The organism is Streptomyces sp. NPDC056480, assembly GCF_042795405.1.
In the GTDB taxonomy this organism is placed as follows: Bacteria; Actinomycetota; Actinomycetes; order Streptomycetales; family Streptomycetaceae; genus Streptomyces.
In genome coordinates this window covers 162816-176988 of the sequence record NZ_JBHTSA010000003.1, presented here as the reverse complement: position 1 = coordinate 176988, position 14173 = coordinate 162816, and the positions used below count along the sequence as shown (strand labels likewise).

Genomic DNA, 14173 nt, shown 5'->3' with positions numbered 1-14173 from the left:
CGTTCTCGCATGCGCGCCGACCGGCTGGTTTCCCTGGTGCTTCTGCTGCGTCAGCGCGGTCGCCTGACCGCGGACACACTGGCCCGTGAGCTGGGGGTGTCCACGCGTACGGTGCTGCGCGACATCGAGGCGCTCTCCTCGGCCGGCGTCCCCGTCTACGCCGAGCGCGGCCGGCACGGCGGCTTCGCCCTCCTGCCCGGATTCCGGACCGAGCTCACCGGGCTGAACCACGACGAGGCCCTCGCCCTGCTGACCGCCGGATCGGGGCGCGGGGAGCGGGCGTTCGGCCTCGGCTCGGCGCGGGCCTCGGCCATGCGGAAGGTTCTCGACGCGCTGCCCGAGAACCATCGGACCACCGCGAGCGACGCGGTCCAGCGCTTTCTCGTCGAGCCGGAGACGGACCTGCTCTCGCGGCGGGCGGCCGCCGACGAGGTGGCCGGCACCACGATGATCGAGGTCCGGCGCGCGGTGCTCGCCGGGCACAGGCTGCGCATCCGCTACGCGGCCACGGGCCAGGAACCGGAGTGGCGCACGGTGGACCCGATCGGCCTGGTCACGGTGCGCGACCGGGGCTACCTGCTGGCCACCCGGGACGGCGAGGACCGCACCTACCGGCTGTCGCGGGTGCTGGCCGCCGAGGAACTGGCCGAGGCGGCCGAGCGGCCCCACCGGGTCGACCTGGACCGGATCTGGCGGGAACGCTCAGCGCGGTTCCTCAGCGACGGCCACCTCACCGTCCTGGTACGGGTGAACCCGGCGCGCCGCGAGGACCTCCTCGACACCGCGGTGGCCGTCCGTGCCGAGGAGCCGGACGCGGACGGCCGGCTGCGTCTGGAGCTGACCTACCAGGACGCACGACACGCCGAATGGGCCCTGTGGCAGCTCGGCATGGACGCGGAGGCCCTGGCACCGCGGTCCCTGCGCACCGCCCTGCACGACCGCGCCACCGCACTGGCCGACCGCTACGGAGCCCCCGCCTGAGGAGACCGCCGTCGGCCGGGTCGGGGAGCCGGCCGACGAGGCGCGAGCGGCGCCGGCCGACCTGCTGGAGGATCCTTCAGGACGGGGAACTGCGCGGCCTGGTCGACGAGGCCCTCGGGTGCGCGAGCGCCAGCGGGCCCGCGGGCACCGTCAGAACAGGCTCCTGACGAAGTCGAAGAACCAGTTCATGCCGACGACCACGAGGACCGCGAGCCCGATCAGGACCACGTAGAACCAGGAACAGCCGCCTCCCGCGTCCACCTGGTGCTCGTCCCGACCGCCCAGCTCTCCGTCGAACAGGTCCACGTTCGTCCCCTCTCCCCGCCCGGGGCCACCCCCGGCCCCCGGCCCGTATGGACGCACTTTCGCACGCGGGGGTTCCGGGGCCGAAGGGGTCGCGTACTCAGGCGCGTACTCAGGAACGCGGGGCCGGTACTCGGTCGGTGACGCGGAGGAACCGCCTCACGACCTAACGGCTCCGGAACACCGGACTCGCCCACGCGGGCGGGTCCCGAGGCGGGGTCAGCGGGTCCCGGCCCTTCGTGACGACCGGCCCGCCACCGCCCGCCGTCAGCGCCGCCCGCAGCTCGGCCACGAACTCCAGGCACGTCCCGTACCGCTCCTCGGGCGTCTTCGCCAGCGCCTTCGCGAACACCGCGTCCGCCGACTTCGGCAAACCGGGCCGGACTTCGGAGAGCGGGGGCGGCGGGTCGTACTGCTGTGCCCACAGCACCGCCCAGTCGGTGTCGCGGCGGAACGGCGGCGCTCCCACCAGCGTCTCGAACACCACGCACGCCAGGCTGTACACGTCGCACCGGCCGTCCACCGGCTTCCCCGAGATCTGCTCGGGCGCCACGTAGTCCAGCGTGCCCACGAACTCGCCCACCGTGGTGAACCCCGTCAGCGACAGCGACTTCTTCGTCAGACCGAAGTCCGTGAGGTACACGTGCTCCGGATGGTCCCGGTCCGTTCCCTCCGCGACCAGGATGTTGCCGGGCTTCACATCCCGGTGGACCAGGTCGTGGGCGTGCGCCGCGTCCAGGGCCGAAGCCACCTGCACGGCGATCCGCCCCGCCTTCCCCGGCGGCAGCGGCCCCTCCCGGTCCAGCAGGGCCACCAGGTCCTGCCCCGCCACGTACCGCATGGCGATGTACAGCACCCCCTCCGTCTCGCCCGCGTCGAAGACGGGCACGATGTGGGGGTGGTCGATCGAGGCGGCGACCCGCGACTCGTGCGCGAAGCGCCTGCGGAAGGTGTCGTTGCGGGCCAGCTCGGGGGCGAGCAGCTTCAGCGCCACCGTCCGGTCGAGCCGCAGGTCACGAGCCCGGTACACGACCGCCATCCCGCCGCGCCCGATCTCGCTCTCCACCCGGTAGCCCGCGATCTCCTTGCCGAGGAGGCCGGAGGGACGGCCCGCCGGCAGCTCCGGTTCGTCGCGCGGGGCGCCGGTCATCCCTCCTCACCGGCCGTTCGGGGCGGCGGGCGCTCCACGATCTGGGTGGGGGGTGGCGCCGCGGCCGGGGCGGGGTCCGCCTGCGGCCGAGGCACGGCTTGGGTCGGTGGCGGTCCCGCGGCCGGCGGCGGGTCGCCCCGCAGCACCACCTGGGTCGGCTCGTGCTCGGGGGGAGCGTCGACGGGCTGCTCGTGACCGTCGCCTCCGCCGGCCTCCGCGGCCTCGTCGGGGTTCGCCGCGTCGACGGCGGGCGACACAGGGGACAACGGGGAGGCGACCGAGGGCGCCGACGACGCCGCGTACGTACTCAGCCCCACCCCGTCGCAGTACACCCACCGCTCGTGCTCCGCGTCGTACAGCCACACCGACTCGCCGTCGACGACCATGCCCACCCGAAGCCCCCGCGTCCGCAGCCGGAAGTTCTCGCCGTCGAGGCGCCCCGCCCCCAGCGCCTCCGCCGCCCGCCGGTAGCGGCCGAGCGCGTCCTCGGCGCGGGCGATCAGCGGGCGCGGGTCGGCGGTCCTGGTGAGCGGCTGCCCCGCCGCCGGCGGGTCGTCCGGGACGGTGACGAGGAGCCGCGCGTCGACCCAGGCCGTCCAGCCGTTGGAGCAGAGGATCCGCCCCCAGTCACCGGCCCGCTCCTCCAGGCGCACCGGCAGGAACGCGTCGAGCGGTGTCGTGGGCAGCTCCGGATCCGGCCCCTCCCAGGTGTCGAGACCGTCACGCGGTACGACATGGGTGGGCCGGAAGTCCGGCACGTACTCGGGTACGGGGACGCTCACGGGCCTACCTCCGCATGACGACCGGCTCGTGGCGGCGCAGCAGCCGCGCCACGAGCAGGCCGATGACGAGACAGAGCACCACCATCATGCCCATGTCGAACAGCCAGGCCGCCGCCGTGTGGTCCATCAGCGGATCCGCCGTCTTGTCGCTCGGCGAGACCGTCCCGATGTCGACCGTGGCGCCCATCGCCGCGAACGCCCACCGCGACGGCACCAGCCACGCCAGCTGCTCGAGGACGGGCGTCCCCCGTACGGTCAGGAGCGCCCCGCAGAACACCACCTGCACGATCGCGAGGAGGACGAGCAGCGGCATCGTCACCTCCTCCTTGCGGACCAGGGCGGAGACGAGCAGACCGAGCATCATCGCCGTGAACGAGAGCAGTGCGACGGCGAGGGTGATCTCCACGAGCGGCGGCATCAGGACACCCTTGCCGCCGGGCACGTTCAGCGGGACGCCGATCAGGGCCACCAGGGTCAGGACGACCGCCTGGACGACCGTGATCGCACCGAGGACGACCACCTTCGAGGCGAGGTACGCCGAGCGGGACAGGCCGACGGCTCTCTCGCGCCGGTAGATCGTGCGTTCCTTGACCAGCTCACGGACGGCGTTCGCCGCGCCGGTGAGGACACCGCCCACACAGAGGATGAGCAGGACGTTCAGTGTCGACTCCTGGTTGAAGCCGCCCTCGGAGAGGGCCCGGGCCATCGCGCCCATCACGAACGGCAAAGCGATCATGATGGCCAGGAACGTGCGGTCGGCGGAGAGCGCCGCCGTGTACCGGCGGACGAGCGTCCGCAGCTGGGAGCCCCAGCTCTGCGCCTTCGGCGGCGGGGCCGGTTCCCGCTCCACCGGGGCGGCCCCCGGCACGGGGACGTTCGGGCGGGCCGTCGCGTCGGCGACGTAACGCCGGTGGAAGCGGGAGGACCGGTACAGACCGGCCCAGTCGCGGTCCCGGTCGTTCTCGAAGGCCTCGAAGGCCTCCGGCCACTCGTCGAAGCCGAAGAAGCCGAGGGAGTCGGCGGGCGGCCCGTAGTAGGCGACCCGGCCGCCCGGCGCGAGGACCAGCAGCCGGTCGCACACGTCCAGGCTGAGCACGCTGTGCGTGACGACGACGACCGTCCGGCCGTCGTCCGCCAGCCCGCGCAGCATGTGCATCACGGACCGGTCCATGCCCGGGTCGAGGCCGGACGTCGGCTCGTCGAGGAAGAGCAGCGACGGCTTGGTGAGCAGTTCGAGCGCGACGCTCACCCGCTTGCGCTGGCCGCCGGAGAGACTGTGGATCGGCTGCTGGGCGCGCTCCCCGAGCCCCAGCTCCTGGATCACCTCGTCCACCCGGGCCCGCCGCTCCTCCGGCTCGGTGTCCTCGGGGAAGCGCAGCTCGGCCGCGTACCCGAGGGCCCGGCGCACGGTCAACTGGAGGTGCAGGATGTCGTCCTGCGGGACGAGCCCGATGCGCTGCCGCAGCTCGGCGTAGTCCCGGTACAGGTCACGGCCGTCGTAGAGCACCGTGCCCCGGTCGGCGGGGCGCTGCCCGGTGAGCGCGCCCAGGAGGGTCGACTTCCCGGCGCCGGACGGCCCGACGACCCCGAGCAGGCACTTCTCGCCCACGGGGAACGACACCTCGTCGAGGAGGGTCTTGCGCCCGTGGTCGACGGTGACGGCGAGCGACTGGACGTCGAGGGAGACCTCGCCGGTGTCGGTGAACTCGACGAGCTGGCCGCCGATGAGACAGAAGGCGCAGTGGCCGACACCGACGATGTCGTCCGGCGTCACGCGGGCGTCGACGACGGGGGCGCCGTTGAGGTACGTGCCGTTGTGACTGCCCAGGTCATGGATCCAGTACGTGCCGTCGGGACGGGCGCGCAGCTCGGCGTGGTGCCGGGAGACGACGAGGTCGGGGACGACGACGTCGTTGTCGGGGGCACGGCCGATCCGGATGCTGTGGGCGGGCAACGGCCGCACGGACGTCGGCTGCCGGAAGGTGCCGGTGGCGGCGGGGTGCGAGACGGATGAGGGCCGGGGCGTCGGCGTGTTCCGCGGGGTGACGAGGTCGGGGGGCACGGGGGAGGGCGCCGGGGCCGGGGCGGCCGGGGCCGCGGGCGCCGGGGCCGGCGTCGGGGCAGATGCCGGTGGCGGCGGAGGTGGCGGTGGTGCTGGAGTGGCCCGGGGGGCCGGTCGGGCGGCCGGTGCCGGTTCGGGGCGGGGCGGCGCTTCCCGTCGGGCTTGCGGCTGAGCCTCCGGCTCCGCCGCGGGCGTCGCCTGGGGAGTGGCAGGGGCCGCTCCCGACGACAGCACCGCGCGCGGCCCGTCCTCCGGATGGCCGAACCGTACGACCGTCCCGGGGCCCACCTCCCGCGGACCGGCCACACGCAGGCCGTCCGTGAAGGTGCCGTTCGTGCTGTTCTCGTCCGCGAGGGTCCACTGGCCGGCGGGGGCGCTGAGCACCGCGTGGTGCCAGGACGCGCGCGCGTCGGCGAGCACGATGTCGCTGGTGGGGTCGCGCCCGATGCGATACACACGGCTCGGACTCATCCGGGTCGCGTCCCCGTCGATCTCGAGGACCAGTTCAGGCGCCGCGGGCGCGACGGGCCGCTCTCCCATGCGTGAATTTTATCCGCCGGTGGTCATCCCTGCCCGGGATGAGGCCGCCGGTAGGGTGGTCGTCCGCCGCAGGAAGCGGCCCAGGACGAGGGAGGAACCACCCGTGCCGAAAGGTGTCACCAGGCGGCGGCCCCGTACCCGCGCGGCGCTCCTGAAGGCCGCCCTGGAGACCTTCGCGGAGCACGGCTTCCACGCGACGACGATCGAGCAGATCTGCGAGCGCGCCGGATTCACGCGGGGCGCGTACTACTCGAACTTCGCCAGCAAGGAAGAGCTCTTCCTCGCCCTCTTCGACGAGCACAGCGACCGGACCGTACGGCGGCTCGCCGAGGCGATCGACGCGCTGACCGCCGAGGAGTACACGCTGACCCGGCTCGCGGAGCTCGCCGCCCGGGTCGAACCGGACGAGCGGGACTGGTACCTCGTCACCACCGAGTTCACCCTGCACGCCATCCGCGACCCGCAGGCCGCCTGGGTGCTCGCGCGCCACGACGCGCGGCTGCGGGCCGAGATCGCCCGCGGGCTCACCCTCGTCCTGCGCCGGGCCGGGCGCGAACTGACCGTGGACGCCGACCGGTTCGCCCGCCTTCTCATCGCCCTGCGCGAGGGCGGACTCGCGCAGAGCTATGTGGAGCCGGCGGAGCTGCCGCCGGGCAGCCTGGAGCGACAGTTCCTCGCCCCGCTCCTGGAGGTGACGACGCGCGAGCTCCCCGGCGCCGGCACCGACACCGCCGCTGCCGCCGACCACGGCGCCGACCATGGCACCGGCACCGGCACCGGCACCGGCATCGACACCGGCACCGGCATCGACAACGGTGCGGAGGGACGAAGGTCAGCCGAAGGTCAGTCGAAGAGGTCCGGGTCCGACGCCGTGATCTGATCCCACAGCGGACGCGCCTGGAACCAGCCGGCCAGGTGCCCGCCGATCTGCCCCCGCGTGAGCAGGGCCGTCTCCCGGTCGATGTGCTGCGGCGTGCCCGCCGCCATCGCGAGGAGCTGCGCCTGGCAGGACCGCTCCATGGTGACGAACCACCACACGGCCTCGGCGACGGACTGCCCGACGGTCAGCAGTCCGTGGTTCTTGAGGATGACCGCCTTGTGGTCGCCGAGGGCCTTGGCGACCCGCTCGCCCTCCTCGGTCTCGTTGACCACGCCCCGGTAGTCGTCGTAGATCCCGTGGTCCTCGAAGAAGGCGCAGGCGTCCTGGGTGATCGGGTCGAGCGGGATGCCGAGGCTGGAGAAGGCCTTGCCGTGCAGGGAGTGCGAGTGCGCGGCGGCGATCGCGTCGGGCCGGGCGGCGTGGACCCGCGAGTGGATGACGAACGCCGCCCGGTTCACGGGCCTGCGCCCCTCCAGCACGGTCCCCTCGTGGTCCACCAGGATCAGGTCGGAGGCCTTGATCTGACCGAAGCTCATGCCGAAGGGGTTGACCCAGAAGGCGTTCGGGTCGCCGGGGTCGCGGACGGTGATGTGCCCGGCGACCCCCTCGGAGAAGCCGAACCTCCCGAAGATGCGGAAACCGGCGGCGAGTTGCTCCTTGCGGTACCGGCGCTCCTCCTCGACGGAGTCGAAGGTGGGCGGCAGGGCAAGGACGACCCCTTCGGGCAACGGCCCGACGGCGGCGGCGAGCGCGGGCGGCACGGTGCTCATGACGGCTCCTCGGTGAGCGGGTGGGACGCGGTGGGGCGCGGTGGGGCACGGATGGGCGCGGGGGAGGCGCGGCGCGCCAAAAGATACAGAGATGTATCCGATACGACAACGGATCCGAGGACACGTCGAGGAGCGGCTCGCGGAGTACGCCGGCCGGTCAGGCGGCCGGCGCGCCGAAGCGGGCCAGGTAGTGCCAGACCTTCTTCACGTCCTGCGGGTCGTACCGCCCCGAGCCCGCCGCCTCCTGCACGATCCGGGGATCGAGCAGGCCGTCGACCGCGATCCGGGCGCCGAGCTCCACGTACTCCTGCCCACGGAACCCGGGATGCCGCCGCAGTTCGTCGACGGACAGCCGGAATCCGCCGTGCCACTCCACCGGGCAGGGCAGGCGCCGGGCAGCCGCCTCCACCTCCGTGCCCCGGTGGCTCGGGTCCAGGACCAGTACCTCCACATCGCGCGCGATGTGGACCGGACCGTGGATCTGCGCCTCGATGTAGTCGTCGAGCAGGTCCTTGTCGTCGCCCTCGGCGAGCGCGATCAGGCTCATCCGGGCCGCGACGCCGAAGTCGGTGGGCTCCAGGAAGCTGTCCGGATAGCAGAAGGTCGCCCGGTCCACGGCGGCGGCCGTCAGCCGCAGATGGGCGGAACCGAAGCGGGGCGCGGCACCGAACGGGCGGCGGCGGAAGTCGAGGGCGCCGGAGACCGGGCGCGCGTCCGCCGGGGCCTCGTCGTACGTACCGCCGAAGATGCGGCTCTCCCAGCGCCGACGGTCGCCGCCGGGGCGGGCGGTGAGGCCGCCGTTGCCGGTTCCGGTGACGAACTGGGAGCGGTAGACCCCCTCGTCGGCCAGCCGGTCGAGGAAGTGCGGGTGGAAGTTGAGGGTGACCCGCAGGGCGGGGTCGATCGCCTCGCCGGTGGAACGGGCCGCCACATGGGCCAGGGCGCGGTGTGCGTATGCGTGCGGGTGCGGGTGCGGGTGCGGGTGCGGGTGCGGGTGCGGGGCGGGCTGGGTCCGGGTGTGCCCTTCGGCGTGGATCCGTGTCATCGGGGCAGTGTGACGGAGGGCCGAGGGTTGCGGCCCGGGGTTTTCGATGGCTACGGTCGACCTCGTACGGAAAGCGCTTACCCCCGGTCCTGTCCGCCGTCCCCGTCTCCTGGATGGAGTCCCGCGTGCCCACCCCGGACGTCCTGATCTACACCCGCACCACGGGCTACCGCCACGACTCGATCCCCGACGGGGCCGCCGCGCTCACGGAGCTGGCTCAGGACCTCGGGAGGAAGGCCGAGGTCACCGAGGAGCCGGACGTGTTCACGCCCGGGCGCCTGGCCGGGTGCGCCGTCGTCGTCCTGCTGTCCACGACCGGGAACGTCCTGACGCCGGAAGGGCGCGCCGCCCTGGAGGCGTACCTCAGGAGCGGCGGCGCCCTCCTCGCCGTCCACGCGGCGGCCAACGCCGAGCCGGACTGGCCCTTCTACGGCGAGCTGCTCGGCACCCGCTTCGACGGCCACCCCGAGATCCAGCCCGGCATCGTCCTGGTCGACGACCACGACCACCCCGCGACGGCATCCCTGCCGGCCCGCTGGGCCTGGACCGACGAGTGGTACAACTTCACCTCCGACCCCCGGGGCGGCGCGGAGGCCGGGGTACGGGTCCTCGCCCGGGCCGACGAGACCTCCTACCGGGGCGGCACCCACGGTGACGACCACCCGCTGGTCTGGTGCCGGGAGATCGACGGCGGGCGGGTCTTCTTCACCGCGCTCGGCCACGACGCGGAGACGTACCGCGACCCCGCCTTCCGCGCCCACCTCTCCGGCGCCCTGACCTGGCTCACCGCCCAGAAACCGCCTGCGGCCACGTTTCCCCAGGTCGCCGCCCCTTTCGTGTCACCCCACCGCACCGCCCCTGTTGCGCCGAGCCCCGCTTAGCGGAAACGTGCAGACGGGGGCCGATGTCAGGAGGAGACCCGTCATGGGCATCGCCACCGTGAACCCCGCGACCGGCGAGACGCTGCGCGTCTACGAGGCCCACGGGCCCGAGGAGGTCGAGCGGCGGATCGCCGCCGCTCACGAGGCGTTCCGCCAGTACCGCACCACCTCCTTCGCCGAGCGCGCCCGTCTGCTGCGCGCCGCCGCCGGCCTCCTCGACGAGGACACCGAGGACATCGCGCACACCATGACCGTCGAGATGGGCAAGCCCGTCGCCGCCGCCCGCGCGGAGGCCGCCAAGTGCGCCAAGGCGATGCGCTGGTACGCCCGCAACGCCGAGGAACTGCTCGCCGACGAGCACCCGGCGGAGAGCGACGTCCAGGACTCCGGCGCCGACGTCGCGCGCGTCCACTACCGCCCCCTCGGCCCGATCCTCGCCGTCATGCCGTGGAACTTCCCGCTCTGGCAGGTCGTCCGCTTCGCCGCGCCCGCGCTCATGGCGGGCAACACCGGCCTGCTCAAGCACGCCTCCAACGTGCCGCAGACCGCGCTCTACCTCGGCGACCTCTTCCGCCGCGCGGGATTCCCCGAGGGCTGTTTCCAGACCCTGCTCATCGGCTCCCGCGACGTCGAGCGCGTGCTGCGCGACCCCAGGGTCGTCGCCGCCACCCTCACCGGCAGCGAACCCGCGGGCCGGGCCGTCGCCTCCGTGGCGGGCGACGAGGTCAAGAAGACCGTCCTGGAACTCGGCGGCAGCGACCCGTTCATCGTCATGCCCTCGGCCGACATCGTCGGGGCCGTGAAGACGGCCGTCACCGCGCGCGTGCAGAACAACGGTCAGTCCTGCATCGCCGCCAAGCGGTTCATCGTCCACCAGGACGTGTACGACGACTTCTCCGAGCGCTTCACCGCCGCCATGAACGCCCTCACGGTCGGCGACCCCCTCGACGAGTCCACCGACGTCGGCCCCCTCGCCACCGAACAGGGCCGCACCGACCTCGAGGCGCTCGTCGACGACGCGGTACGACGGGGCGCCACCGCCCTGTGCGGCGGCCACCGGCCGGAGGAGCCGGCGTTCGCGAACGGCTGGTACTACCGGCCCACCGTCCTCGCCGGCATCACCCCGGAGATGCGGATCCACCAGGAGGAGGCCTTCGGGCCGGTCGCCACGGTGTACCCGGTCCGTGACATCGAGGAGGCCGTGGCCGTCGCCAACGACTCCCCGTTCGGCCTCAGTTCCAACGTCTGGACCCGCTCGGCCGAGGACGTCGCCTTCTTCGTGCGCGACCTGGAGGCCGGGGGCGTGTTCGTCAACGGCATGACGGCCTCGCACCCCGCCCTGCCCTTCGGCGGGATCAAGCGCTCCGGGTACGGCCGTGAGCTCTCCGGGCACGGCATCCGCGAGTTCTGCAACGCGACGACGGTCTGGCAGCGCGCCTGACCACCCGTCCGCCGGCTCACCCGAGCCCCCGCGCCGGCCGGAACGCCGGTTCGCGCGGGTGCCCGGGGGCGTTCGCGCGGGTGCTCAGGCGCGCTTGAGCGGGTGCCCAGGCGCAGCGCCGCGCAGGGCCACGCGTCGCTCCCTCAGGCCCGAGTCCACTCCGACAACCGTTCCGCCGACCACGTGTTGATCACCCGCTCCTCCGGCACTCCGCACTCCTCCGCCCGCGCGCACCCGAGGATCTGCCACTCCAGCTGGCCCGGCGCGTGCGCGTCCGTGTCCACCGCGAAGTACGTGCCCGCCGCCACGGCGAGCCGCAGCAGCCGCCGCGGCGGGTCGAGCCGCTCCGGGCGGCTGTTGATCTCGACGGCCGTCCCGGACTCGGCGCACGCGGCGAACACCCGCTCCGCGTCGAACTCCGACTCCGGCCGCAGTCGTCCGCCCGCCACCAGGCGGCCCGTGCAGTGCCCGAGCACGTCCATCAGCGGATTGCGCACGGCCCGTTCGAGCCGGCGGGTCATCGCCCTCCCGTCCATCCGGAGCTTCGAGTGGACCGAACCGACCACCAGGTCGAGACGGTCGAGCAGCTCGGGCTCCTGGTCCAGCGATCCGTCCTCCAGGATGTCGCACTCGATCCCGGTGAGCAGACGGAACGGCGCCCATTCCTCGTTCAGCCGCGCCACCACGTCCAGTTGCTCCAGGAGCCGCTCGGCCGACAGGCCCCGCGCCACCGTCAGCCGGGGCGAATGGTCGGTGAGCACGGCCCACTCGTGGCCGAGACCCGCCGCCGCACGGCCCATGTCCTCGATCGTGGCACCGCCGTCCGACCAGTCCGAGTGGAGATGGCAGTCGCCGCGCAGGGCCGCCCGCAGCGCCTCGCCGCCGCCCGTCGGACCGGCGGTCCGCAGGGACTCCTCCAGCTCCGCCTCGAGCCCCGCCAGATACTCCGGGACCCGGCCGTCCAGCGCCTCGCGCACCACAGCCGCCGTCTTCGGCCCGAGGCCCTTCACGGACTCCAGGGTGCCCGCCGCCGCCCGCTCGGCCGCCTCGCCCGCCGGCAGGGCGGAGACCGCGGCGGCGGCCGTACGGAAGGCCCGCGCGCGATACCCCGGGGCCTGGGCGCGCTCAAGGAGGAACGCGATCCGGTTCAGGGCGGCCACAGGATCCATGACGTCGCTCCTCACTTCCTCGGGGCCCTCGGGGCCCGTCCTCGGGTCCGCTTCCCAGGGGCGTCCCCGGCCCGCCGCAGACGCCGTTCACGGCGTCGGCGCCGGGACCTCCACCGGACCGATCTCGCACCACACGGCCTTGCCCTCGCCGCGCGGCTCGACACCCCACCGCGACGCCAGCGCGTCGAGCAGCATGAGTCCGCGCCCCGAGGTCGCCGCCTCGCCCGGGGTACGCCGGCGGGGCCAGGCGCTCGACCGGTCCTGCACCGACAGCCGGACCCGCCGCACCGGTTCGGGCAGCACCTCCAGGGTCAGCACCGCACCGCCCTCGGTGTGCAGCAGCACGTTGACGAGCAGCTCACCCGTCAACAGCTCGGCGTCGTCCGCCAGTTCCGACATGCCCCAGTCGCGCAGCGCCTGCCCCACGGCCGCGCGCGCGTCCGACAGGCCCTGCGGGTCGGCCTGGTGGATGTACTGGTGGATGCGCGGCGCGCGGGGCGTGCCCGGGTCCGGGCTGCGCCGCAGCACCAGGAGCGCCACGTCGTCGCCGGAGCCCCAGCGCTCCCAGAGCCGCTCGGAGAGGTGGTCGGCGAGCGCCTCCGCCTGCGGCGGGCCGCTGCTGATGGCCTCCGAGAGCGCGGTGAGACCGGTCTCGATGTCCGACCCGGGCTGTTCGACGAGCCCGTCCGTGCACAGCACCAGCGTCTCCCCGGGGACGAGGTCGAGCCGCGTCTCGGGGAACTCCTCGTCGCCGAAGACCGTCGCGAGCCCCAGCGGCAGCCCGCCGCGCAGCTTGGGCTGCCCGACCCGGCCGTCGGTGTGCCGGATCAGCGGCCCGAGATGCCCGGCCCGTACGGCCCGCAACGTGCCGCTGCCCAGGTCCACCTGGGCGTACGTGCAGGTGGCGAAGCGGTTGGTGTCGAGTTCGGCGAGAAACCGGGAGGCGCGGGCCAGTACCGTCGACGGGGCGTGGCCCTCACCCGCGTACGCGCGCAGGGCGATGCGCAGCTGCCCCATGATGGCGGCGGCATGGGTGTCGTGCCCCTGGACGTCGCCCACGACGATCCCGACCCGCCCGCGGGGCAGCGGGATGACGTCGTACCAGTCGCCGCCGACCTGCCGCCCGCTCCAGGCCGCGTGGTACCGCACGGCGATCTCGCCGCCGGTGATCCGGGGGATCCGGCGCGGCAGCATCGTCGCCTGGAGCCCGGTCGCGAGCTCCCGCTCCTCGTCGAAGAGGATCGCCCGCTGGAGGGACTGGGCGACGATCGCCGCGAGCCCGAGGGCCAGGTTGCGCTCGTCGGCGTTGAACGAGGTACGGCCCCGGTAGAACAGGGCCATGCCGCCGAGCGACCGCGCCTGCGCCACCAGTGGCAGATAGCAGGCCGCCCGGAAGTCCAGCCGCGCCAGGTAGGGGGCCAGCTCGGGGAAGTCCCGACCGAGCGACGGGAAGGAGGAGACGAACCGGGGCCGCCCGCTGAGCACCGCCTCGGCGAGCGGCATGCCCCGGTCGAGCCGCCGGACCCGGAAGTCGTCGAGCGCGTCGAGGGTTTCGCCGCTGAGCGCGATGATGTTGAGCGAGCCGTTCTCGACGAGGCCGAGTGCCAGGCCGTCCGCGCCGAGCCTGGCGAGTCCGCCGGGGCCGGTCAGGGCGGCCGTCACGTCGTCCACGGTCACCGCGCGCGAGAGAGCGGCCGTCGTCCGCTCGACGATGTTCGTCTGGACCTCGCGGCGCTTCTCCAGCTCCTGGACGAACGCGAAGCGCGTGACCTCGGCGGTCGTGTCCCGCACGACCCCGACGATCCGCCGTGCCCGCCCGTCCGGCGAGCGCAGGATCCGCGCCTGCACGTGCGTCCAGTGGGGTGGTCCGTCGGCCTGCGGGATGGGGAAGTGCGCGGTGTACGACACCTCGCCGCTCCTGACCGCCTCCCGTACGACCGCCTCCAGCTTGGTCCGCTCCTCGGGGTCGAGGCGGGCGATCAGCGTCACCGGTCGGCCGTCGAAGGCGTCCGGGGCCACCCCGAAGACCAGCAGCCCGGACCTGTCGACATCGATGGTGCCCGTGTCGAGATCCCAGTCGAAGCTGCCGTTCCGGTTCATGGCGAGCCACTCGGCGGGCCCGATCTCGCCATTGCGCGTACGCCGGTCTTCATCGGTCATCCTCCCCAT

Annotated in this window: 12 protein-coding genes; 4 read left to right on the top strand and 8 right to left on the bottom strand. The window is 73.7% G+C overall.

Annotation, left to right across the window (positions count from 1 at the left end; all coding sequences use genetic code 11):
• Positions 1-9: 9 nt before the first annotated feature.
• A complete protein-coding gene (locus ACFQ79_RS03155) occupies positions 10-981 on the top strand; it encodes a helix-turn-helix transcriptional regulator (protein WP_383579084.1) in 972 nt (323 codons plus the stop codon).
• Positions 982-1131: 150 nt separating this feature from the next.
• Here ACFQ79_RS03155 and ACFQ79_RS03150 read toward each other — a convergent pair whose 3' ends face one another.
• The 4 genes from ACFQ79_RS03150 to ACFQ79_RS03135 all read right to left on the bottom strand — a co-directional run bounded on the left by ACFQ79_RS03150 (position 1132) and on the right by ACFQ79_RS03135 (position 5818).
• A complete protein-coding gene (locus ACFQ79_RS03150; protein ID WP_383579083.1) occupies positions 1132-1287 on the bottom strand; it encodes a hypothetical protein in 156 nt (51 codons plus the stop codon).
• Positions 1288-1450: 163 nt separating this feature from the next.
• Complete coding sequence (locus ACFQ79_RS03145) at positions 1451-2434, bottom strand: serine/threonine-protein kinase (protein WP_383579082.1); 984 nt, start codon at positions 2432-2434, stop codon at positions 1451-1453.
• Positions 2431-3216 (bottom strand): hypothetical protein, encoded by a 786-nt coding sequence (locus ACFQ79_RS03140; protein WP_383579081.1) that lies wholly within the window; start codon positions 3214-3216, stop codon positions 2431-2433. Before ACFQ79_RS03140 ends, ACFQ79_RS03145 begins: the two co-directional genes overlap by 4 nt.
• 4 nt (positions 3217-3220) lie before the next feature.
• Positions 3221-5818, bottom strand: a complete 2598-nt coding sequence (locus tag ACFQ79_RS03135) for an FHA domain-containing protein (RefSeq protein WP_383579080.1) — start codon at positions 5816-5818, stop codon at positions 3221-3223.
• A gap of 103 nt (positions 5819-5921) precedes the next feature.
• Here ACFQ79_RS03135 and ACFQ79_RS03130 point away from each other — a divergent pair, with 103 nt between their 5' ends.
• A complete protein-coding gene (locus ACFQ79_RS03130; RefSeq protein WP_383579079.1) occupies positions 5922-6698 on the top strand; it encodes a TetR/AcrR family transcriptional regulator in 777 nt (258 codons plus the stop codon).
• Here the strand turns inward: ACFQ79_RS03130 and ACFQ79_RS03125 are convergent.
• Positions 6662-7468 carry a class II aldolase/adducin family protein gene (locus ACFQ79_RS03125; protein WP_383579078.1) on the bottom strand — a complete coding sequence of 269 codons (807 nt, stop codon included), beginning with the start codon at positions 7466-7468 and terminating at the stop codon, positions 6662-6664. The two genes, ACFQ79_RS03130 and ACFQ79_RS03125, sit on opposite strands and share 37 nt — an antisense overlap.
• 157 nt (positions 7469-7625) lie before the next feature.
• A complete protein-coding gene (locus tag ACFQ79_RS03120) occupies positions 7626-8513 on the bottom strand; it encodes a DUF3626 domain-containing protein (protein ID WP_383579077.1) in 888 nt (295 codons plus the stop codon).
• 125 nt (positions 8514-8638) lie between these two features.
• Between ACFQ79_RS03120 and ACFQ79_RS03115 the strand changes: the two genes are divergently transcribed.
• Positions 8639-9394 carry a ThuA domain-containing protein gene (locus tag ACFQ79_RS03115; RefSeq protein WP_383579076.1) on the top strand — a complete coding sequence of 252 codons (756 nt, stop codon included), beginning with the start codon at positions 8639-8641 and terminating at the stop codon, positions 9392-9394.
• 43 nt (positions 9395-9437) lie between these two features.
• Complete coding sequence (locus ACFQ79_RS03110) at positions 9438-10835, top strand: NADP-dependent succinic semialdehyde dehydrogenase (protein WP_383579075.1); 1398 nt, start codon at positions 9438-9440, stop codon at positions 10833-10835.
• 143 nt (positions 10836-10978) lie between these two features.
• Here ACFQ79_RS03110 and ACFQ79_RS03105 read toward each other — a convergent pair whose 3' ends face one another.
• Together ACFQ79_RS03105 and ACFQ79_RS03100 are read right to left on the bottom strand one after the other, a co-directional pair.
• On the bottom strand, positions 10979-12004 hold the full coding sequence (locus ACFQ79_RS03105) for a PHP domain-containing protein (RefSeq protein ID WP_383579074.1): 1026 nt from the start codon (positions 12002-12004) through the stop codon (positions 10979-10981).
• 87 nt (positions 12005-12091) lie between these two features.
• On the bottom strand, positions 12092-14164 hold the full coding sequence (locus tag ACFQ79_RS03100; protein WP_383579073.1) for a SpoIIE family protein phosphatase: 2073 nt from the start codon (positions 14162-14164) through the stop codon (positions 12092-12094).
• Positions 14165-14173 lie beyond the last annotated feature (9 nt).